Consider the following 24,258-nt stretch of genomic DNA (forward strand, 5'->3'; position numbering starts at 1 on the left):
TCAAGATAACAAAGCGCGGCGCGGATGATGCCTGTTTGTTTTGTCAGGTCGCGAAGAGAAACAAACAAACGAAATGTTATTTGTCGCGAGCCGCATCGCCGTCAGTTACATACTTCGTGTACAGCTCGACGAAGCGCCGATATCTCGGCGTATCCCACTTGAAGCCGTCGAGCTGCTCATCCAGCTTGATCGCGTGCTGCATTTCCTGGGGCAGGAATCGATATTTCCTGCGCAGCTCCTCGGACAGCTGCGGCTGATCCAGATTCATGCCGACGCCGTACGGCGTGAGATTGCCATAGTGATGGGTCGAGTGCTGATTGATGTCCTGGAACTCTTTGGGGATGCGCGGGTACACCCCTGGAATGAACTGGTGCCCGTCGATGTCGGACTTCACATCGATGCTGTAGAAGACGAACAGCAGCAGCGGGTTGTAGAAGATCCCGGGGCCGCCCAGCGTGTAGCGCGCAAACCCTTCCAGAAACCCGTTCCCCGACACGCCGATCAGGCCGCTCGGAATGGCATCGTGATGCGGCCCGTGCAGATAGACGAACTCGAGCTCCGAGTTGTGCCCCAGCCAGTGGTCGCGATAGAACCAGCGGTTGAGTACTTTCATGAAACTGGCGTGGATCACGAAGTTCGCGAGCAGCGCGATCGGCAGGAACACCACGGAGTACTGGACGTGCGTGATGACGATGTACCACGGCGCGATCAGGATCACATGCGCCAGCAGACCGGTGAAATAGGCGTGCACGATTTCCAGGACGACGCTGGGCTGGCGCTGCAAGGCGACTTTCCAATGGGTCTGCAGCAGAAAGCCGCGTACATGCTCTTTGAGTCGCAGGTGTGAGATCAGGCTGGCGGTTCTATAGACCGTCAGCGCGATGAAGTGCGTGTAGAACAGGCCAATCGCGATCTTGCGCATCAACTCCGTGTGGTGCGGCCACTCCGGCGTCAGATAGATCAACACGTTCTCCAACAGGAGCAGCGCCGCGGCAAGGAAGTACGGAATCGTCATGTTCCGCAGCTTGTAGATGAGCATGTAGATGACATCTTGCGGCCGCTTCACGATGACTGGAGTTCGCAGCTTCCAGCCATGCCGGAGCAGGAACGTGCCGACCAGGCAGACGCACAGCGCCAGGCCGACGATCGACATGACGCTCGGCAGCCCGTACACCACGGTGACCAGGCCACCGCACAACGCCAACATCAGGACATAGTCGATGAAGTCATCGCGGCGATACGCCATCCTCGGGCTGTGCACCCCGTAGAGCTGATGAAACTTCGACGCATCGGCGCTGTTCATGTCCATGTCCCTTCCACGTCGGCGGAATCGATCGAGCGGGTGTTGCCGGAAACATCGCGTGCCGGCTCATACGTGACGCCGCGCATCTGAGCACTGACGTTGCCCTGCGGATCACATAGGTCGATGTCCAATTGAATGTTCATGGGCTCGGCGTATTCGCCTTGCGAGTAACGCACCCACGCGAACATGCGCTCGCCACAGGCGCCGAGAATGCGCAGGGACTCCAACGCCAGTGGCTGTGACGGTCGCTGCTCGCCAGGGATGAGATCGAACGCCGCCTGCAAGGCGCCATCCATGACGACGGGATGCAGAACCAGCTCTGCCGTCGGCTTGGGCACGCTGATTTCCGCAAGCAACTCCCGATCGCCCAGAGAGATCTCCGTCACCGCTTGGTAGGCGGGACCGTAGTGAATGCCAGTCTCCGCCAGGCTGCTATAGAAGCTGCTGGAGCTGCGCTTGCCCTTCAGCATTCGCGCTTGCAGATGAGCGAGGTCGAGCGGCGTCGGTGCGGCCTCGGCACTGAGCACCGACTGGCCTTGGAGATGAACGGTATCGCCCTCTTCCTGCTGGCTATAGATTTCATAGTCGAGCTGCTCATCGTCTCGAGCGAACAGCGCCACGTTGATCGGCTGGTTCGCGAGAACGGCGGCAGCGTCCGCCCAGACGACGTTGAAGAGCTCCAGCCCCGTGGTCGATGGCGACGCCGTGGCGATCTGGATCGCCGCTCGCGCCATTTCCAAGTACACCGCCGGAGGCGGCGCGACCGGATGATCGGTCAGGAAATCTTCGCTGCCTCTGAAGGTCGCGCTGTAACCGAGATGGCGCACATCCGAAACGTTTCTGTGCAGGAGGGGATGCAGCTTGGTCTCGACTGCAGGTTTCGTCGGCGCCTCGGTCCGCTCGCGCCAGTAGCGATCCTTGGCGAACGGATACAGCGGCAGGCTGATGCGTCTCGGCTTCGCATCGCCATACAGCTTGATCCATTCGATGTCGGCGCCCTGAGTCCAGAGGTGCGCAAGACGCGGCAGATCACGGGCCGCAACGGCTTCATCGACACCGGTCGGCGCCCTTCCTTGAGTGCGCTTGAATCGTCCGCGATGTGTTCCGTCGCCCGTGTCCCCAGCGACAAACGACGCGAGCCGGGTCGCGAGCTCATCGATCGAGGCGACCACGAACGCCACCCGCTCTTCCATCGGCTCTCTGCCTACCTGGAGCGTGTACGCCGTTGCGAGCAAGTCGATCGATCGGCTTGGTGAGCGCAGCAGGTCCAGCAGATCGCACGCCTTGCCGCGCAGCTGGTCGGTGGTCCTCGCAGACAGCGGCACAATGACTGCCTCGGTTGCTGGACTCACCGCAGTTGCGTACTCGTGCTCCTGCACGATGATGTGAGCGTTGGCGCCGCCGGCCCCGAACGACGAAACGCCGGCAGTGCGTGCGATCTCTTTGCTGACACCGTCGACCTCGCGGCGCGGACGCTGCCACTCTTCCAGCGCCAGCTGAACTCTGAACGGCGTGCGGTCGAACTCGATTTCCGGGTTCGGCACATCGGCGTGCAGCGAGGGTACGAGCTGCTTGTGCTCCAACTGCAGCAGCACCTTGGTCAGGCCGGCGATGCCCGCCGCCGACTCGCAATGGCCGATGTTCGACTTCAACGAGCCGATGGCACAGAACTGCTTGTCCCGAGTCGACTGCTCGAACGCCCGAGTGAGGCCGGCAATTTCGATCGGATCGCCCAGCGCGGTGCCCGTGCCGTGCGCCTCGACATAACTGATATCACTCGCGGCGATGTTTGCACGCCGCAACGCCTTCGATATGACGGCGGATTGAGCTTGCGGATTCGGGACGGTGTAGCCGTTGGTCTTGCCGCCCGCATTCAGCGCACTGCCCTTGATGACGCCATAGATGTGATCGCCATCCCGCTCGGCCTTGCTCAATGGCTTGAGCACGATGGCCCCCACACCCTCGGCATCGACGAACCCGTCCGCTTCGTTGCCAAACGACTTGCACTGCTGCCCCGCCGACAACATGGTCAAGGCAGACAGCTCGAGATAATGCACCGGATCGATGATCAGATTGACTCCGCCGGCGATGGCACATTCGCTCGAGCCGCTATAGATGCTTTCCAGGGCCAGGTGGATCGCCGTGAGTGAGGCGGAGCAGGCGGTGTCCACGGCGAGCGACGGGCCTTGAAAGTTCATCACAAAGGACACGCGGTTCGCGATCGAATAGTGCAGCGGCTGCGGCGTGTACCGCGAGTTCATCACGCCCACGAACACACCGACCTTGTCGATGTCGCCCAGGCTCGCCGGTGTGTATCCCGCATCTTCGATGGCGTGATAGCAGGACTCCAGGAACAACCGTTCCTGAGGATCCATGGCCTTGGCTTCCTTGGGCGCAATTTTGAAGAACAGCGGATCGAAGCCGTCGATGCGGTCGAGAAAGCCGCCCCACTTCGTATAGATCTTCCCCGCCTTGCCGCGCTCGGCGTCGAAGAATTCCTGCCAGTCCCAGCGGTCCTTGGGAACCTCGGTGACACAGTTGCGGCCGTTCGCCAGGTTGTTCCAGAACTCGCCCAGGTTGGCCGACTGGGGATAGCGACCTGCGACGCCAATGATTGCGACGTCGAACACCGTGGCAGTCGCCGCAGGCTTGGGCGTAGCGACTGTCGAAGCTTGCGGGCGAACGCGTCGAGAGAGCCGCGAGGCGTTACGTGTTTCGACGCTGACTTTGGCTTCAGGAGTTGCCGCCTCATCGCCGCCTACCAGCGCGATCAGCTCCTCCTTCTTGTTCTCGAGAATGAAGTCGGCGAAGCAGTCGATACTGCGCAACTCAAAGAACAGTGTGCTCGTCACGCCCGTGAACGCACGGCGCAGCTGGCTGGTCACGCCAACGACGACGATGGAATCCAGTCCGTACTCGGCAAGTGGGCGGCCAGGCTCCAACTTCGACGGCTCCATACGCAGCGCTTTTGCGACGACGCCTTGCAGGTACGCCACTGCCTTGTCGCGCAGAGACCGCCCTGCAGCGGCGCTCGCCGTCGCTGGCGTTCCAAGCTTCTCGACGGCCGTACCGTCGCTCCTTGTCGCTGGCGTCGCGTGCTTCGCGAGAGCCATACGCTCGCTCGTTGCCTCTGTATTGACTCGCGGCTGCTCGGCTACTCGCTGCCGGACTTGCCCGTCGCTGCTCGCCACGATGATCTGCTGTCCGAACGCACGGGCCTGCCCGGCGGGAAAAGCAACGCTCCCGAATCCCTCTTCCTCCAGCACCGTGCCCCAGGTTTCCGGCGCGAGCGCGGGACTGCCGGAGATGCGAAGCGCCACATCTTCGTACAGCCACCATCCATCCAGCAGACCGAACGTCAGATGATTGAACAGCGACCACTCGGACATCTCGTTGAGCAGGATGATGCCGTGCTTCTTCAGCAAGCCCTTGGCATTGCGCATCGTCTCCCGGATATCGGCCGTCGCGTGCAGTACGTTCGTCGCAATGACGAAGTCGTAGTGATTCGCCGTCACAGCCTGCGACGATATCGGCTTGGAGGCATCGAACAGCGCCGTACGCAACGCAGGGAATCCAGGCCGATAGTGCTCCTCGGCATGTATCAGGAAGGCTTTGGAAAGATCGGTGTAGCAGTACTCCTCGATGCCGCCATCGAGCTCGCGCAGCAGCGGCAGGACCGCTTTGGTCGTTCCGCCCGTGCCCGCACCGATCTCCAGAATACGAATCTTGCTCGACGGATCTGCCTGACGCCGCTGCCGGATGCACGCACACAGCGTTTGTGCCAGCACTGTGTTGTAGTAATCCGAGACCGCATTGCCGGCGTACACGCCTGAGACCAGGCGCAACGAGGACTCTGGAAACATCACGTCCGCCGCCTTTCGCGTGCCGGAAAGAATCTCCGGCAGCGCCTGCAAGCAGGCTTTGAGCAGCGCCAGATGCGGCCGTGTATTCGGGTTCTCTTGCCACGCAGCTTCGTTCGCGGCCCATGATGACCAGAGCTCGTCGATGTTCGCGAGCGACGTGCGTCCTCGACACCTCAGATACTCGACACTGGCATCGAGCCATCGACCGAGCAGCGGATCGGGCATCTGCTCATTCTGGAAGGATTCGAGGTTCGCAGCGAGAATCCGTTCGGCCAGATCCATCACATCTTGCGCCAGCACGCTCTCTTTCAGCGCCGCCGGCGGCTCGCCCGCGCTGATCTGCTCTCGCAGCGACGGCAGCACATCAGTCACGTGCGTTGAAGCGTAGCTGATGACTTCCGGCCGGCTGATGCCTTCTACAGCACGGACATCGATGGCCTTCACCAGCGCCAGTTGATTCACGCCCGCACTGACCAACGTTTTCAGCGCATCCATCGCCTCCGGCGCCTCGATGGAGCCGAAGCCCATCTGCTGCATGCGACGGTTGTAGAACTCGGCCGCGACGATACCGACGTTGCCCCAGAAACCCCAGTTCATGATCTTGATCGGATAGCTGCGACGCCGTGCAAGGCTGTGCGCGAAGCTGTCCTTGAAGGTGCAACCGGCGGCGTAATTGGATTGACCGGGCGCCTTGGTGAACGAGATCAGCGACGAGAAGAACAACATGAAATCGAGGTCCAGGCCGCCGAACACCGCATCCATGTTGACGCTCACGTCGACCTTGGCGGCGAGACTGCTCCGGAACGTCGCCTCGTCCATGCGCGACAGACTTTGATCCTGCAGGACGATGGCGGAATGCACGACGCCGTGAATCCTGGGATAGATTTCTCGGATCCGGTCGAACGTCGCTTGCAACGAATCCAGGCGCGTGGCATCTGCGCTGAAATACCGTGGCGCAGGCCCAAGCTGGGCGAGCGACTGCAGCTTGTCTTCAATCGCGGTGTCGAGCGGTCGCCGGCCGATCCAGACCAACTCGGCCTGGTAGTGCTCGACCATGAAGCGGCTCCACACTTCGCCAATGCCGCCGGCGCCGCCGATGACGACATAAACACCGCCCTGCCGATACGCCGCTGGCGACTCAGGCAACGCGTCGACACGCGCCAGGCCTTCTACGAACCATTCTCCCTGACGATGCGCCAGACAATCGCCTTGTTTGTTGGCAGGCAGGGTCAGGCATTGTTCGGCGCCGAGGGACTGCAGGTCGTCGACATCCAACAACTGCAGATTCCACTCTGGATATTCCTTCGCCAGGCTGCCCACCAAGCCGGAGAGCGCACCGTGGGTCGGCGAGACTCGATCGTTCTTTCTGACGTTCTGTGTGTGGCGAGTAATGAGCGTCCAATGCAGGCTCCGCTCGGCACGATTCAAATTCACCAACGCCTTGGCGATGCGGAAGACCGTCAATACGCCCTGTTCCTGGCCGGCGACGATGTCGTCCTCGCCGTCAGCCCCTAGTACGTCCGGCGCGACCCACACTAGGCGCTCGGTTGCGTGGGGTTCGAGCAATGCCTGGATTGTCTCGATGCTCGCATTCGCCGAGAGCTGAACGAACTCGGCCTGCGGATATGACTTCTGCAACCAGGCAAGCGGCGCTTCCTGTTCGCCCAACAACAGAATGCTTTCCGGTGAGTACAGACTTTCGCCAGCTTGCTGTGTGCGCAACCGGCTCCAGATCGGCGCCAGCGAATACAACTGCCCTTTGTCCGCGGTGCTCCCCGAATCTAGCGCACGAGAAGCGAAGCCGGACATCTGCACGCAGACGTTGCCGAAGCGATCGCACAGGTCGACATCGAACTTGAGCGGATCCGAGCGACGGACCCACGCAAACATCTCTGCCGTGCACGGAGCGACGACGCGCAGCGTATCCAACTCGAACGGCAGCAGCGGACCGCCTTCGGACTCTCCAATCAAGGCGAGGCAGCCCTGCAAGGCGCTGTCCATCAGACTGGGATGCAGCACGTACGACTGACTCGTCGATGCAACGACACCGGGCAGAGTCAACTGTGCGAGCAACTGCCCTTCGCCGAGATGAATGCCCGTGATCGCTCGGTGCGCCGGTCCATAGCTGATGCCGCTCTGCGTGAAGCGGGCATAGAGCGCCTCGACATCCAAGGGGCCCAGGCTCATCTCAGCTTTGAGGCGCTGAATATCGATGCCCGGGACTGCCTGCCCGTCCACCCATCGAGCCTGGCCCTGGCAATGAATCGCTTCGGCGTCGGCAGACTGGACTTCAAAATCGATCCCGGTCGGATCGCTCTCGTTCAGAGATAGAGCGATGGTGACTTCTTTGGACGAAGACACGGCAATCGGCTGCAGCCAGGCCGTGTGTTGCAATTCCAGAATGCGTCCCGGGGCCTGCTTGGGCGACGCCAGCTCGACCGCAGCGCGCGCCATTTCCAGATAGGCGACGGCCGGCAATACCTTGTTGCCTCGAACCTGGTGATCGCGCAGGAAAAATTCTTCGCCGGTAAAGGTAGACGTATAGCTTTGCCGATCGAGATTGGATGTATTCGCATGCAATAAAGGATGAACTGCAGCCGCAACCGAAGATGCAGAGGGTGCGTCCCACGCTCGCACACCTTCCACGGCGTCGATCCAGTATCGCTCCTTGTTGAATGGGTACGTGGGCAGCGCTATCCGTCGCGGCCGGTCCGATTCGTAGAGCTTGTCCCACTCTACATCCAATCCCTTGCTCCAGAGTTCCAGCAGCTTGGAGAACTTGCGGCGCGCCAGCCATCGATCCAGGGTGGCCTGGAAATCTTCATCGCCGCCGAACAGTCGCAATGTTTCTTTGTTGCTTTTCGCCTGGCCTTGATAGACGTCCTCGATATCCTGCTCGCCGGCAAGGAACGCCTGCAGCTTGTCCACCAGCTGATCTACCGAGCTCACGAGCATTCCGAGGCGCGCTTCCATCGCCTCCCGCCCCACTTGCAGGGTGTAGGCCACGGATCGAAGGTCGAATGCCCCTCGTTCGGCTTGAACGAAAGCCAGCAAGTCCCGCGCTCTTTGTCTCAGCTGTTCCGAAGTACCGGCGGACAGCAGGACGGCGTGCGGTTCGTGAGTGTTCGAAGACGTTGCTGGGGCTTGGAACTCCTGCACGATGATGTGCGCATTGGAGCCGCCAGCGCCGAAAGATGAAATGCCTGCGATGCGTGGAGCTGCCCTTCCGTCTTCGCCGCGGACCTGCCAAGGTGACAGGCTGCGGTTGACCCGGAATGCGCTCTTGTCGAAATCGATATTCGGATTCAGCTGGGCCGCATGCAGGCTGGGCGCGATGGACTGATGCTTCATCTGCAGCAGCACCTTGGTCAACCCCGCGATGCCGGCCGCCGACTCGAGGTGTCCGATGTTGGATTTGGCCGAGCCGATCGAACAGGGCCTGGTAGTACCTGCAAACGTCTGCTGCAACCCCGAGATCTCGATCGGATCGCCCAGTTCCGTGCCGGTGCCGTGGGCTTCGATGTAGCTGACGTCGTCAGCTTTGATTCCGGCCTTCTCGATCGTGCGGCTGACCAGCTCGGCTTGCGCTCTCGGGCTCGGCACGGTGTAACCGTTGGCCCTGCCGCCGTGATTGACATGCGTCGCCAGAATGATGCCGTGAATGTTGTCGTTGTCGCGTAGTGCGCTGGACAAGGACTTCAGCATCACGACGCCGACGCCCTCTCCGGGCACGTAGCCGTTGCCCCCGGCGCCGAAGCTGCGACACAAGCCGTCACGAGACAACATCTGCTGCGAGCTCAGCCAGGTGTAAGTCGCCGGATGCAGATAGAGGTTGACACCCCCCGCAAAGGCCAGTTCGCAGTCGCCGCGATTGATGTGCTCGCAAGCTTCGTGAATCGCCGTCAGGGACGACGAGCACATCGTATCGATCGGCAGGCTGGGACCGGTGATGTCGAGGAAATAAGAAACGCGATTTGCGACGGAGCTGAACGAGGTGCGCGGGAAGAATCCATCGTCGATGGACGCTGCCGGCGTCGCGTACAGCTCGAATCCCGTCTTGGTAATGCCGGCAAAGACGCCGACCTTGCGCTGGAAGCGATGTTTCAGATCGTTGCGCGTGTAGCCGGCGTTCTCCATCGCCCGCCAGGCTTCCTGCAGGAACAGGCGCTCCTGCGGATCCATGTTCAGCGCTTCGCGCGGCGAGATGTTGAAGAACAGCGGCTCGAACTGCGCGAACTGTTCTATGAATCCGCCCCATTTGCTGTAGCTCTTGCCTTGTGCAATGGCCTGCTCCACGTCCGGCACATAGAAGCCGTCGAGCGACCAGCGCTCCGGCGGAATCTCGCTGACGCAGTTGCGGCCGCTCTCGAGGTTCTTCCAGAACTCCTCGAGTGTCGGGGCCTGCGGGTAGATGCCGCTGATGCCGATGATTGCGATGGGCTCTCGCCGGCACGTGCTCGTCGGCGGAAGCTGCTGTTTCACCGTCGCGCTTCGGCGCGAGGGAGTCACCGTCCCGACCGCCGTCGAGCCCGTCCACGCGACACAACCTGCCTCATGCGTTTGCACGAGGTGTGCCGTGAGCTCTGCGAGTGTCTTGTACTCGAAGAACAGTGTTTTCGAGATATCGCCGAAGACCTCGGCGAGCTTGCGATTCATCTGATTGATCAGGATGGAATCGATGCCGTAGCTCGAGAACGGCTCGTCGGTGTCCACTTTCGCCGCGGGCAGCTTGAGCACTTCGGCGAACAGCTGTTTGATCTTCTTCAGCGTCGCCTCGCGCAGCAAGTTCGAGCTTGGCGCGACGGATGTCGTGATAGGTGTGCTCGCCGGCTGGATTTTGTTCGCGCGCGCGAGCGTCTGCTTCAACTTTTCTACATCGCCTTCCAAAACCATCGTTCGCGCCTTTCTCGACAACAGGCTGTCGTGAAACGCGCGCACTCCAGTGGCGGTCTGCATGGGTTCCATGCCCATTGCCTGGCGGAGCGTTTCCGCACTCTCCGCGTCCATCGCCATTCCGCCTTCCTGCCAAAGCGGCCAATGGATGGACAGCGTGTGGCCGTGTCTTTGTCCGGCATCGACCAGGCGATTTCGATACGCGGCGAACTGATCCATGAACCCATTGGCCGCCGCGTAGTCCGCCTGTCCCACATTGCCCACGGCGCTGCTGAAAGATGAGAACAGCACCAGGAAGTCGAGCTGCAGGTCCTTGCTCGTTGCGTCCAGGTTGCTAGTGCCAACCACCTTGGGTTCGAGGACTCGCTTGAACTCCTCCGCGGTCTTTTTCAGGATGAAGCTGTCCGAAATCATGCCGGCGCAATGGATGATGCCGTCGATGCGCCGATGCTCGTTCGCGACTGCTTCGATGACCGATCGTGTGTGAGTCAGGTCCGTCAGATCCAACTGCCGATACTCGGGCGCACGTCCACCGCTCTCAGCAGCCAGTCGCGCGAGCTCGTCGAGAGGCCGCCGCCGCTTCTCAGTCAGAGCGGAACGGCCGGTCAGAACCACTCGGGCTTGCGGGGCGTGACGAAGGATTTCCTTCGCGAACACCCGACCTAATCCGCCCAGCCCGCCGGTGATGAGGTACACGCCGTCGTGCTTGAACGCGAGCAAGGACGGATCTGTCGGACCGACTTCCTGCCAACGCAGGATGTGTCTCTGCCCTTGTGAGTACCTGATGAGCGTAGCGCTGGATGAGTCCTTCTCACGACGCAGTTGCGCGGCGAGCGCGTCGTAGTTGATCCCAGCTTCCGTGAGGATCATCTGCCCGATGAGGTTTGGATTCTCGCGCGTGGCCGTGCTGAGCAGCCCGGACAAGCCGGCGAGCAACGCTCCCTGCTGTTGAGGAACGACGACTTGGAGCAACACTCGGCCGCGAGGTTTTTCGGTGAGTATCCGCTTCACTTCCTCGAAGCATGCCAGAGCGTGGTCGACATAGCGGTTCTCTAGCGACTCTGAATGACATCGCAGATGTAAGCAATGATTCGACTGCGTCAACGTCCGAATCTTCTCGGCATCGATTTCCGGCAACTCACACAGCAGTATCCGATGCTCGCTGAATCCAGCACCTCGCGCGTCGTCGTGTAACGATGCCGCCTCCCAAACTGGCGCCACCAACAGACGGCCTGATGCAACTGCGTGCTCGTTTGTCTCGATCTCCGGAAGGTCGATCCAGTGGCTCTCTCTCGCGAACGAATAAGTCGGCACGCTGACGCGTCGTGGCTCGGCCGAGTACAGCTTTTGCCAATCGACATCGGCACCCGACGTCCAAAAAGCGCCGAGCTGGCCGAGATTGCGCTCCGCAAGTGCTCGCGCGACGAGTTGCAGCCCCTCTTCCTCTTGCCACAAGCGACTGGCGCCGGGATCGCGCGAATTCACCTCGTCCAGCCACGCATCGGCGGGACAGCTCGATTCGCTCAACCATTGTTGCAACTTGGCACGCAGCTCCGCCGCATCTCCGACCTTGATCGCGAGACGTCGCTTCATGGCCGTGCGGCCAGCCTGCCAGGTATAGATCGCGTCGCCAAAGCGCTCGCCAAGTTCGTTCGTATCCAGCCAATCGACGATCTTTCTCGCACAGGCGCGGAGCCGTGTTTCATCGGTTGCCGAGATCACGAACAAATGATCGTCATCCGCGGCGCGAGCAATGTCCTGAGTCTCGGCCACATACTCCTGAACGACACAGTGTGCGTTCGCACCGCCAGACCCGAAGCTGCTTACGCCTGCCAGTCGGTGTTGATTCGATGGCCAGCCCTGGCGGCGCTCGGCAACGTAGAACGGACTGTCGTCCAGAGTAATTTTCGGGTTGAGCTTGTCGAACGTCGGCTGTCCTGGCAGCTGCCGATATTTCATCGACAGCACGACCTTCAGGACACCGGCGATTCCCGCGGCCGATTCCAGATGCCCGAGATTGCTCTTGAGCGAGCCCACCGCGCAGGTCTTGTCGGTGCTGATGCCGGCCAGGCTGGAGTACGCCGTTTGTATGCCCTGGACTTCGATAGGATCGCCGAGCGACGTGCCCGTCCCGTGAGCCTCGATGTAGCTCAGCTCGCGCGGTGAAATGCCCGCGCTATTCCAAGCCGCAATCAGCAGCTCCCTCTGCTTCTTCGGATCGGGAACCGTCAGGCCGCCGCTGAGGCCGCCGTGATTGACAGCACTGCCTCTGATGACTGCATGAATGTTGTCCTGTGCGCGAATGGCCTCGCTCAAAGGCTTGAGCAGCAGCATCACGCCGCCTTCTGCGCGCACATAGCCGTTCGCGCGTGCGTCAAACACTTTGCAGCGGCCATCGCGCGCGAGCATGCCGGCCTTGTGATAGGCCACACTCAAGTCCGGATGGCAGATGAAATTGACACCACCGACGAGCGCGCTCTCGCATTCGCCCGCATGCAGAGATTGAACGGCAGTGTGAAGCGCCACCAATGATGACGAGCACGCTGTGTCGATCAGCATGCTCGGACCGGACAGGTCGAAGAAATACGAGAGACGATTGGCGATGATCGCCAGCGAGCTTCCGGTGGCGTGGTGAGCTTCGGTCTCGACGCCCGCGGTCTGGATCAACCGGCTGTAGTCGCAGTTGCTCGCACCGACGAACACGCCCGTGCGCGTGCCACGCAGGTGGGCGGGCAACACAGCGGCGTCTTCCAGACACGACCAGGCAAGCTCGAGGAGGATGCGTTGCTGCGGATCGGTAATTTGAGCTTCCGCCGGCGATACGCGGAAGAACGACGCGTCGAAGGCATCACCGTCCGACAGGTAACCGCCCTGATCGATTCCCGGATACTCCGTCGCCGAGGGCCAGTTTCCTCTCGTCTTCGGATAGGAGCCGATGACGCACTCCGCGGCCGCCAACACTTCCCAAAAATCATCGGGCGTTTCGACACCGCCAGGCAGCCGGCACGACATGCCGACAATCGCAATGTCCTTGGATGATTTCAAAGCCGGCCGTGAGGCTTGCTTCTCGGGGGCCGTTGCCGGCCCCTTGGAGAAATAGGCAACGACCTTGTCGACGCAGTTGTGCTCGAAGAAAAATCCCGGGCGAAGCGTGCGACCAAACCGCCGCTCCATCTGCAACTGGAGTTGCAACAGATCGGCGGAGCTCAGGCCCATCTCCATCAACGGGCGGGCGGTATCGAGGCCCTGCTCGTCGCCGATGACCCGCGCGACTTCGGCTCGCACGAAGCGCTCGACTTCTTTCTGGTCAAACGCAAAGGCTGCATCCGTCTGATCTGTTGACAGTCGAGCCTGCCGACCGTGGATGTCGTAGGACACCAGCACGCCGTTATGCTCATTGGCTGCATCTTCGGGCCGGTAGTTCGCGATCGATCCGACGACCGTCGCACCATGCGAGCAATGCAAGGCCAGCACCGGATCCTGCTGATTATCTCGCCGATGGATGTACTCATCGAACGAGACCCCGTGGGCCGCGTCAAACCGCTTGCACAATGTGACGCCGACCACGCGGTCGACGCGGTCGATCGAGCTGCATCGCTGGAGCATGAACTCGAGCAGCTGATCGCCCAGGCTCAGGTTCTGGACCGCAGGATCGACATTGAGTGCCAGTAACTGGACGACCGATCCCGACGCATCGTGCAGTTCATGCACGTCCACGGCGCTCCGGCTCGACAAGGCGGCGACGTCTTTGATGCGCTGGCTGTAAACGACGCCGAGAACCTGACCGGATTTCTCCAGTACGAACTGGCCCTCGGGATAGCGCTGCAAGCGCGCTCGAAGCTGCTGCTCAGAGGTGCGTGTGTGCTGCCAGCACAACTCTTCGAGTTGAATCAGGCGGGGCAGATCGCTCTCGGCGGCAGGCCGAACGATATAGCCACGCTCGCTCAACTCCGCAGCCGCGGCGACGACGTGCAAGTCATCCATGGTCAACGGTTCCCTGGAAAGCTCACGGCGTCTGAGAGGAGCTGAGCAACACCGGCTTGCCGTTCTTGTAGCGATCCGTTTTCATCACCTCACGCATCGCCTTTATCTGGCTGCCGATCACCTCGGGCATCGCGAGGTTGGCCAGCACATACGGCAGTCCAAGATCCATCTCCGACACGGACTCCACGTCCACGCCGCCGGTCACCGGCGTCAGCGTCCAGTTGTTGCTCAGGTGAACGACGCGACGGATATCGCCGGCGCGAGGAATCCTGTTCGGAGCCGCATAGATATTGATGTGGTACTGCTTGGTTTTCGGGTCTTCGTAGCACTGGTTCAGCAGCACCACTTCGACCTGGCCGAAAGGCTTCGGCAACGTGAGCTTGTAGGTGTCATAGGCGTAGAACAGCGACGGCGTCGCGACTTCCTCGATGCGCTTGATGTCCGAGGCGCCGAAGTCCTTGCCGGTGTCGAGATCGGTCAGCATGAACAGCACTTCGGGCAGCTCCGAGTCGAAGCGCACATTGACCTTGTATTTCATCAGGCGGTAGCCGGGCGACTTCAACGCCGAGATCTTGATGCCGTCCTGATCGCTGACCAGTTTCCATTCGTTGGAGCCGGAGTTGGTCCACGCGATGTGAGCGCCGAACAGCGCGACCAGCAGGACGCCCAACGAGAGGCAGACGCGTTTGAGCAGTTTCATCGGGCAGCTTCCTTAAAGTGACTCTTGCAGACTGGAGGTCAGCGCCTGCGGCGGGCTGCCCGGCTCTTCGACGGAGATGAGCCGCGCCTTCTGATACTTCTCCGTCAGCACCAGCTTCTTGTGATAGCTCAAGTCATTGAACAGGTACTCCGGCATGGACAGATTGGCGAGCGGATAAAACAAGCCCATGTCCACGTCCAGCGTGATCTCCCAATCGATCAAACCATTCGCCAGCGGCGTGAGACGAAAGATGTTGTTCAGATGGGTCACGCGCGAAGTGTTCGGGCTCGGCGGCGTGCGGCCAGGCGCGGCCTGTACGTTGATCTCGACCTTCTTGGTCGCCGGGTCCTGCGCATAGTTGAGCATTACGACCATTTCCTTGGTGCGAAACGGCGGCGGCATGGGATGCTTCGCCGAATAGCAGGCCATGAACAGCTTCGGCGTCTCGATGCGCTCGACGACGGTGAAATCCTTGCCGCCGAAGTCATCGGAAGTGGATTCATCCCCGCGCAACAGGAACACGGCGCTGGTGAGACTGGTCGCCACCTGCATGTCGGCCTTGATCTTCAGCAGCGTGGAGCCCGGCGTTTTCAAGGTGTACACCTTCACGCCGCCTTCGTCCTTCTTGAGCTCCCACTCATTCGATCCCGAGTACTTCCAGGCGAAATGAGCGATCGTCAATGCGACGGTCAGCGTCACGACGGTGGGCAGGAAGGCTTTGCGTATCCCCCGACCGATCTTGGCAAATAGAGCTTTCATGGTTCCCTTCCGAATGGAACAGTGCGAATGATCAATGGCTAGCCGCTGTCAGCGGCTGCGCATGCGAGCCACGACTTCGAGTCGTCGCGGGGCCCGGGCTGGCGGGACCTGGAGCGAGGCCGTGAGGTGCTTGGCGAGCCGCTTGGCCAGGCAGATGAGCGTAAACGTCGGCGTGATCATCACGTCCGACATCAGCGAATGATCGCAGACATACAGATTGCCGATATCGGTCTGCATGTTCTCATCGACATGCTCTTTGATCCGGATCGTGCCGCCGGGAATGCCCGCCATCAGTTTGGTGCGGAAAATGTTCTTCGCGCCGGCATTCTCCAAGATCTTTACGGCGATCTGCTCCGCTTCCTGCAGCTTCTGCAGTTCCGCGGGGGGCAATTGCTTGCGGTAGCTGCCATCCTTGCCGACCACGCCGCCCATCGAGTCGTAGATCAGGATTCCCATCGACAGAATGTTCGAGAAGGAGAAGAGATAGCGCCACCTTAGATTGGCGAGCATCACGAGCTTGAACAACAGCGAGCTCATGGCGCCGTCGCCCAGCGAGAAGCCCTTGCCGAGCTCGATGTCCTGATTGCCGACGAACGTATCGGTCGCGCCCAGGCCGGGAACGGTGCCGCAGACCATGTACGCCGGTTTACAGAAGAAGCCGCGATCGCCGATGTTTTTGATTCCGCAGTCGATCAGCAGCTTCGGTGTAACCAGCGCACCGGCGCTCAATACGATTCGCTTGCCCCGCGCCGTGCAGAGCTTGCTGCGCATGAAGCCTTGCTTATGCTTGTACTCCACGCCAATGGCTCGGCCGCCTTCGACCAGCACTCTGGTGACGGTCGCCTGCGTGATCAGAGTGGCGCCAAAGTCGATGGCCTCCTCGACATACGTCTTGGCTTTCCAACGAGCGTCGTACGAGTAGCCGCCCGATGCGCATTTCGATTGATCGACCAGCATCAGGTTCTTCTTGAACTTGTAGCCCAGCTCCGCTGCGCTCTTGCGCAAGACGAGGGATTGCGGCGACAGGAACTGATCGGGTAGCTCGGCGATCGGCAGTTCCCTCTTCGCCTCCGCCACCTCAGCCGAAAGATCGATACCGAGGCTCGCGTAGGTTTCTGCGGTCGGCAGCTTGCAGACGCCGAAGTACAGGCTGGTCGAGCCACCGACCGTGGCCGCCGTCGCCGCTTTCAAATCGTCGCCGACCGAGTATTCCTTCGTGATCGCAGCCATCGATCCGAACGACTCGCGCAGCACACTGTCTTGACCCTGCTCGAGGATCAGCACTTTCTTGTTCCGTCGCGTGAGCTCGCGCGCAAGAGTCGCGCCGCAGGTTCCCGACCCCACGACAATGACGTCATATTCCCGATCGGACATGTTCGTCTCCAAAGGCAGGGGTTACAGGTCTCGGGCCTTGATCCATGCGACGGTGTCGCGCAAGGTTTCGGTCAGCGGCCGCGGCTGCCAGCCCAGCTCGGCGCGAATCTTCTCGTCGCAGTACATGTACGGCTGGCCGACGAGCTCGACGGGCATGCCCGCTTTCTCGGCCAGTTGCTTCGCTTCATCGACGGTCAACGTGCGCTCAGGCAGAACCATCTCCGGTTCGATCTCCTTCAGCGCGGTCATCAGGTCGCGAACGTTCGTTCCTGTGACTAGATAGCGTCCCGAGGCGCGCTTGCTCTCGAACGCACGAATGTGGGCGTCCGCGACGTCACGCACGTCCACGACCGAGAACTGCATCGGCAAGCGGAATGGGACTTGGTTGTTGATGCATGCGCCGACGTTGATCGTGCTCGGCGTATGTTTGTAGAAGTTCGGACCGAGCACCACGCTGGGACAGAGCGCGACCAGATCCAGGCCCTGCTCCTGAGCGTAGTCCCACGCGGCCTGCTCGCTTTCGAGCTTGGAACGACAGTACGGATCTGCCGGATCGCTCCAGCTCTGCTCGGTGAGCGGTTGTTCCTGCGTTCCGCCAAATCCGACGGCAGCGATACTGCTGGTGAAGACGACCCGCTCGACGCCGCAAGCACTGGCAGCCCGCAGTACTGCCTGGCTACCGGCCGTGTTGTTTGCAACGATGCCCTCGCCGAGGCTCTGCTCATCGTAGTTGTAGAGCGCGGCCACTTGGAAAACGCCGCTGACGCCTTGCATGGCCTTGGCAATGGCCGCCTCGTTCCTGATGTCGGCCTGGTACAGCTCGATCGGGTAGCCCGCGAATATTTCGGCCGACCTCACCTCATCGGGATTGCGCACGGTCACGCGAACTTCATAGCCGCGCTCGCTGAGCGCCTTGGCCAAGGTGTTGCCGACATGGCCGTTGCCGCCGGTGACCAGAACTTTTTTAGGCTTCATTGACTTTTCCCAGCAACAATTCTTCCTGAGCGGCGCTCATGCTCACCGCTTTGCCCTTGGCATCCATCTGCGCCCAGCGCCGGTACTCGGAGACTCTTGCCATGAAGCCGCAGTCTTCCCGGCTCCAGCGGTCGAAATACGAGTCGATCAACTCACCCCACTCGGGCAGCGACAGCTCCAGTGTCTGCAACGCGCGCCGGAAGTTGTCTTGAGCGAAGGGGAAGATCACGGAGAAGTACGCATCCATCATCTTACGACTGCGCACCGATCCTTCCGCGTCGCGCAGCACGCACTCCAGCACGAAGCCGTTCACAGGATTGATGGAATGAATGAACCTGACGAAGTCATAGCATCGTGACAGGTAAGCGGCGCGTGTCACCGGAGTGAATTGCAGCCCGTGGTGCTGAGCACGTCGATACATGTTCGCGAAGCTGTATGGCTTCAGGTGAGTCGCGTGCAGAATGGCATTCCACAACTCTGGCTGGTCGCCCGTGTTCACGATGAGGCGTCCGGCGAAGTCGACGGGCAGCATGTCGAGCACATCGTTCGATACTTTCTCTCTGCATCCGACCGCCAGCCTCATCTGCAGCAGACGATGCACGATGTCATCGGTCTGCCCGAGCCCGGTCCTGGTCGAGCCAGACAGCTCGCCGAATCGATAGATGACATAGGGAACACCGCTCTCGGCCGCGCGCCTCAGCAGCGCTTCCTGTACCCACTTGGACTGGCCATAGCCGCCGTACACCTGCGCGCCGGCGTCGACGAACTCCTCTTTCTCGAAGATCGAGAACTCTTCGCCAATCTTCAGCGCGCAGCCGGCGATGCTGGAGACGAACTGGATCAGTTTCAGCCGGTCACTGCTGGCGAGACGGATGATCTCCTTCATGCCGAGCGTGGAATCCCGGAAGGTCGCGTAACCTTCGATATGGTTCACACGCGCCGAGGCATGCACGATCTGCTGCGCCTCACGGGAACACAGCGTCCAATCCTCCGCTGACAATCCGAGTTTTGGTTGCCCGATATCACCGCACACCACGGTGATGCGCGACTCGTCGATCTCCAGCTCGAACTTGTCAGCCTGCTTCAGAATGCGCTGTCGTCCCTGCTCCTTGGTCGCCGCACGCACCAGGCAATAGGCCGTCACATCTGGATCCGCAGCCAGAAATTCGGCAAGGACATGGATGCCAAGAAACCCGGTGGCGCCGGTGAGAAACAATCGTTGCGCCTTTCCTTGATGCACCGGCACGAGCGTCTTCAGATCGCCGATGGCAAGATCGGCATTCGCATCATGGACGTGCAGAGGCACGTGAGAGGATGCCGGAGCATTGAACACCGCATTTGACGGCTCGACCTTCCTTCTCAGCGGCACGACCGTGTCGTCCTCATCGACGGTCGATCGCGCGACTGTCAACTTCTCGAAGGCTGAGCCGTATCGCTGAGCCAGCAAGTCCGCGAACGATCGGATGGTCGTGCACTCGAAGAATACGATCGGAGAGAACTCTTCGTCGACGCCGAGCTTGATCGACTGGGTGATCTCCGCCATGTCCAACGAGGTGATGCCCGTCTCCATCAGATGACGGCCGTCGTCGATCTCATCGATGCCGGTGCGCAGTTGATTGGCGATCAGATGCCGGACGAACAGCCGCACCTTGTCGTCGATGCCAAGCTTGAGACTTCCGGCCGGCGGAGACTCGGCGCCGAAAGAGAAGTGATATTTCTCGGTGCGCTTGATCTTGGCGGCAGGCTCGGCGTCGACAGGCTTCACGGGTGCGTCCGCCTGCTTTGTGAGCCAGTAGCGTTGGCCTGCAAACGGATACGTAGGCAGCGAGACCTTCCTGCCCACTTGCGCGATGGCCAAGCCCCGCCATTCCGGTATCACACCATCGCACCACAGCCGCGCCAGGCGGCGCGGATCGCCACTGCGAGCCAGCAGCTCGATGAACTCCTGCTTCTCTGTGGAATTCAGCAGCCCGGTGACACTGGCAGCGTTCTTCACTGACCCGCTCATCACTGCATCGTCATGCCGCCCTTGCAGGTAGGCATTGAGCTTGATCGCCAGATCGTGCAGATCGCCGGCGATGACGACCAGACGGAAATCGAAGGACTTCCGGCCCACCTGCAACGTATGCGCTACATCGTCAGCGTCGTACCCTTGGCTTTTAGCCAGGAACCCATGCAAGCGCACTACTGCTTCGCACAGTTGGTCTTCACTCTCTGCGGAAAGCGGAAAAATCCTGTACCGGCGACCGTCACCCTGATCGAGCCGAGGCGCGTTCTCGTACTCCTCGAGAACGACGTGAGCGTTGGTCCCACCGGCGCCGATAGCGCTGATGCCGGCGCGTCGCGCGAATCGCTTGCCATCCAGTTCTCTCGGCGCCCACTCCTCCACCCGCTGCTGGACATAGAAATGCGAGTTGGCGAAGTCGATGCCTTCGTTCAGCTCAGTAGAATGCAGCGAGGGCACCAGCGTGCGATGCTTCATCTGCAACAGCACCTTCTGCATGCCGACGATGCCGGACGCAGCTTCCAGATGACCGATGTTGGTCTTGATGGAGCCGATGGGACAGCTCTGCTTCGCGACTCCGTATTCCTGATAGGCGCGAGTGAGTCCTGCGATCTCGATGGCGTCTCCCAAATCCGTTGCTGTCCCGTGCGCCTCGATGTAACCGATGCTGCGCGCATCGATATCGGCGCGCTGTAGAGCCTTCAGTATCAGCTTGCTCTGCGATTGCGGACCGGGGACGGTGTAGCCGCTGGTACGACCGCTGTGCGTGACGGCGACGCTCTTGATGACGCCATGAATGTTGTCGCCATCGGCGATCGCCTGATCCAGCCGCTTCAACAGCACCGCTCCGACGCCTTCGCCGGAAACGTAACCGTTCGCGCCCTTGCCGAACGAGCGACAGACGCCGTCGCGAGAGAACGATCCGCCCGCCGAGTTGAGGTCGAACTTGGCCTGATGCAGATCGAGGTTCACACCGCCGACGAGCGCGGCAAAACATTCGCCGCGTCGGATCGCCTCGCAAGCAAGGTGAAGCGCGGTCAAACTCGCGGAGCAAGCAGTGTCGACAGTCAAACTCGGGCCCGAGAAGTTCATCCAATGCGAGACGCGATTAGCAATGCTCCAGAAGAAGGAGCTTGGATTGACGAGGTTTCCGCCGATGCGCTCCTCGAGCCCGAGTAATTGGTACATCGACCACACGGCGCCGACGAACACGCCGACTTCGCGGCTGGTCTCGCGGGTCAATGATTCTGGGTAGTAGCCCGCATCTTCCAGCGTTTCGTAGGCGACTTCGAGGAACAAGCGTTCCTGCGGATCCAGGACTTCCGCCTCGCGAGCCGAGATGTTGAAGAAGCGAGCATCGAACTTGTCGACGTCCGCGATGAATCCGCCCCGATACTTCTCGCCTGAAGTGTTTGGCGAGCGAAGGGCCGAGCGTGCGTCGGAAATGGACTCGATGCAGTCTTTGCCTGCCAGGAGGCTCTGCCACAGTTCCTGCAAGTTGTTCGCTTGTGGATAGCGGCCCGCCATGCCGATGATGGCGATGTCTTGAGTCGAAACATCATGCGACGGCGCCGGAACTGCCGGTTCCACCGGAGTTGCAGCCCCACTGACAATCGGCCCCGCCGCATTGTGATACTGAACGAGCTTGTATCGTCCGTGGATATCGCCCACGGCCTCCGCGGAATCTTGCGCCGAAGCGAGCTCGGGAATGTTCTTGCGCTGAGCGAACAGATCCACCAGCCGCTCAATGATGGAGTCGACTTGCTCTGTCGCCAGTCCGACCGGAATCGCCAGGCGAACCAGATCGTTGATCGTCGTGTTCCTCTGCATCCCGGCGTTGTGCGCGCCGCCACGGATGCCGGTGTTGAGGAACATCCAGGCCAGGAACGACGCGACCGGATGTTTGAAGTCCCGGAACTCCGGCACTTGCTTGACATCGATCAAGATGCAGTGGGCCCCGGCAGGCTGCACGACCGGAATGCCCCGCTCCTTCAACGCATCCCAGATCCGTCGCACGGAGTGCTTGCGACGTGAGGTCTGGCTCTCGATGTACTCACGCTTGCGGAGCGCCAGCGCGAGCTGCTTCCTGTCGACACCGCTCAAGCCGCAGCCCTGCGCGCGGATACGATCCTGCAACTGCTGGAACAACTTCGCATCGTTCACGCCGATCAGGCCGCCCGTGACACAGAAGTTCTTGCCAAAGCTCAGCAGGACCGCGTCGGCGTATCCCAAAATCTCGCGGATCACACTCCAAACCGTTCGTCCGGCATAACCCGGCTCATTCTCGATGACGAAATAAGCGTTCTCGATGATCCTCGTGCCATCCAGCACCAGCGGAATGGACGCGTCCTTGAGAAGTTGCTTGACTCGCTTCAGATGCTCGACCGAAACAGGATGACCGCCGGCCGCGTTGTCACTGACCTCGATGCAGACATACGCGATCGCTGCCGGATCTCGCACAACTTCCCTTTGCAGCGCCGCCCAGTCCATATCGCCCTTGTATAAGTGCGACGAATCGAGCCGAAACACCTCCGCGTGCGGCAGCTCTGTCGGCACCAGAGCGTTGTCCATCTGGTGAAAGATGGTGGTCGGAAACAGCAGGTTTTGCAGAACGACGCCCTTGCGCGGCCAAACGCTGCAGAACACGCTCTCCGCCGTCCGCCCGGACGTGGTCAGGGCGAAGTGAGCGAACGGGAACAGCTCGGCCAGCGTCGCGCCGAGATCGACGCGTTGATTCAACTGCGCGCTCAGTAGCCTGCGCTGATTGTCGATCGCCGGCAGGCGCAACTGCGCCCACGAATCCGTCTTCAGGTCGAACTCGACTTGTTGCGGCAGCAGATTGAGCGGGTTGAAACCGCACTGGAGCAGATCGGCGGATCGAGCTTCGCCTTCGATGACGAACGCGCCTTCGACAGTGGCGGCAGCGTCGGCGCCCAGCTGATTCTCGGCATCGGACGTCTGCATCTTCATCGGGTCCGCGATCATCATGATGATATCTAGGACTTCATCGGCGTTCGGCTGGCCCTGCGGCCGGCACAGATAGATGGGCTTGTTCTCGGGCCGGAATTTGTTCTTGAACTGCAGATTGCCTTCGTCGTTGAAGATGTTCTGCTTGCGCAGATCGTCCAGGATCTGCTCGACCGCGGCGTCCGGAACGCTCGAGTCTGCGAGCTTGCAGCCGTAGGTGCCGCCCAGGCTCAACACGTCGCAGCCCTCTGCGACCAGCCGCTCGATGATCTTGACGATCGTGAATTCCAGGCCGCCCAGCGGCATGCTGTCCGGATAGAACTCCAGATCCATCAAGTAGCCGTTCTGTCCGGTCGCCAACGGCGAGATCAGGATCGCGTTCTGGAGCGCGTCATCCAAATAGCTCACGAAGATGCGATGCTTTGGATCCAGCGTGCCGGCGAGGATCTCGTCCTTGACGATGTGAATGAGCGGATTGACCATGGTCCGCGCCGCGCACCATTGATCGATGACGCGGGCGATGGCGCGAGCCACTTCGTCGTTGGAGCCACAGCGAAACTCTTCGGTGCGGCAGTGGCCGGCCTTCTCGAACTTCGAGACCTGATAGCGCAGCCGGCGCATCGCTTTTCCGTCGAGCGTGAACTGCTGCAAGCCCAGAACGCGTTGCAGAGCGCCGAACGGTGTCGAGGAGAACGGGACGCCGCAGATCGAAGGCGTCTCTTCGTCGTACACGATGTTGACGCTGAGCTTCCGGCTGGCGCAGTGCTCGTACAGCTCCTTTGCGAGCGCGGGGAAGTAATCTCTTGGGCCCGTGTACGTGTAGGCGAGAATGATGTCGTTGCTGCGGCTGTAATGGAAAAAGCCGCGACGCTCGCTGCCGATGAACAAGTTCGGCGCGATGTTCCTCGTGCCGCGGGACACCGACCCTTCGTTCTTGTACTGCTCGAAGATGCTTCGAACTACCGGCCCGAGCTCGGGATGCGTGTGAGCATCGCTCTCCGGCAAAAGGATGGGCCGCGCCACGGGCCGTACCTGCACTAGTTCTGCAGGTTGTTTCTGCTTTACGACTGGCTCAGAAGCCGCCGCGATAACAGCCGGCGCACGCGCTTCGACCGGCTGTTTCAACTGCGAGGACAGCCGCGCGCGCAATGTTTTCTCGTGCCTGGCGACGAAGTACTGCGCCAGGTCGGCGATGTTGAAGTTCTCGAACAGCAGGGTTTTTGGCAACCGGCCGAAGTCCGCTTCCAGCGCCTTGATGATTTTCAGGACGCGAAACGAATCGATGCCCAGCTCGCCGAACGGCGCTGTCGAAGGAAAATCCGCGCCCATCGAGCCGATCGCCGCCCGTACCAGCGACTTCAAATAGGACTCGGTCAGCTCAACCAGCTGCTCGTTATCGATCATGGGGATGCTCTCGATGGCCGGGACCGGCCGC

Annotated in this window: 7 protein-coding genes; all 7 read right to left on the bottom strand. The window is 60.9% G+C overall.

Annotated elements, in window-relative coordinates; genetic code table 11:
• Nucleotides 1-76: 76 nt before the first annotated feature.
• The 7 genes from GYH35_RS04865 to GYH35_RS04895 are packed head-to-tail and all read right to left on the bottom strand — an operon-like array spanning nt 77 to nt 24,227.
• Nucleotides 77-1,309 carry a hypothetical protein gene (locus GYH35_RS04865; RefSeq protein WP_161827780.1) on the bottom strand — a complete coding sequence of 411 codons (1,233 nt, stop codon included), beginning with the start codon at nt 1,307-1,309 and terminating at the stop codon, nt 77-79.
• Entirely contained in the window at nt 1,300-14,043 is a 12,744-nt protein-coding gene (locus GYH35_RS04870; RefSeq protein ID WP_161827781.1) for an SDR family NAD(P)-dependent oxidoreductase, read from the bottom strand. The genes GYH35_RS04865 and GYH35_RS04870 overlap by 10 nt, the downstream gene beginning before the upstream one ends.
• A 22-nt stretch (nt 14,044-14,065) precedes the next feature.
• A complete protein-coding gene (locus GYH35_RS04875) occupies nt 14,066-14,743 on the bottom strand; it encodes an SRPBCC family protein (protein WP_161827782.1) in 678 nt (225 codons plus the stop codon).
• Nucleotides 14,744-14,755: 12 nt separating this feature from the next.
• Nucleotides 14,756-15,502 (bottom strand): SRPBCC family protein, encoded by a 747-nt coding sequence (locus tag GYH35_RS04880; protein ID WP_161814568.1) that lies wholly within the window; start codon nt 15,500-15,502, stop codon nt 14,756-14,758.
• A gap of 48 nt (nt 15,503-15,550) precedes the next feature.
• Nucleotides 15,551-16,876 (bottom strand): FAD-dependent oxidoreductase, encoded by a 1,326-nt coding sequence (locus tag GYH35_RS04885; protein WP_161814569.1) that lies wholly within the window; start codon nt 16,874-16,876, stop codon nt 15,551-15,553.
• 21 nt (nt 16,877-16,897) lie between these two features.
• Nucleotides 16,898-17,851 (bottom strand): NAD-dependent epimerase/dehydratase family protein, encoded by a 954-nt coding sequence (locus tag GYH35_RS04890; protein ID WP_161814570.1) that lies wholly within the window; start codon nt 17,849-17,851, stop codon nt 16,898-16,900.
• Nucleotides 17,841-24,227, bottom strand: a complete 6,387-nt coding sequence (locus GYH35_RS04895; RefSeq protein WP_161827783.1) for a beta-ketoacyl synthase N-terminal-like domain-containing protein — start codon at nt 24,225-24,227, stop codon at nt 17,841-17,843. The genes GYH35_RS04890 and GYH35_RS04895 overlap by 11 nt, the downstream gene beginning before the upstream one ends.
• Nucleotides 24,228-24,258: the final 31 nt, after the last annotated feature.

The sequence above is a fragment of the Steroidobacter agaridevorans genome, from assembly GCF_009932555.1.
GTDB lineage: Bacteria > Pseudomonadota > Gammaproteobacteria > Steroidobacterales > Steroidobacteraceae > Steroidobacter > Steroidobacter agaridevorans.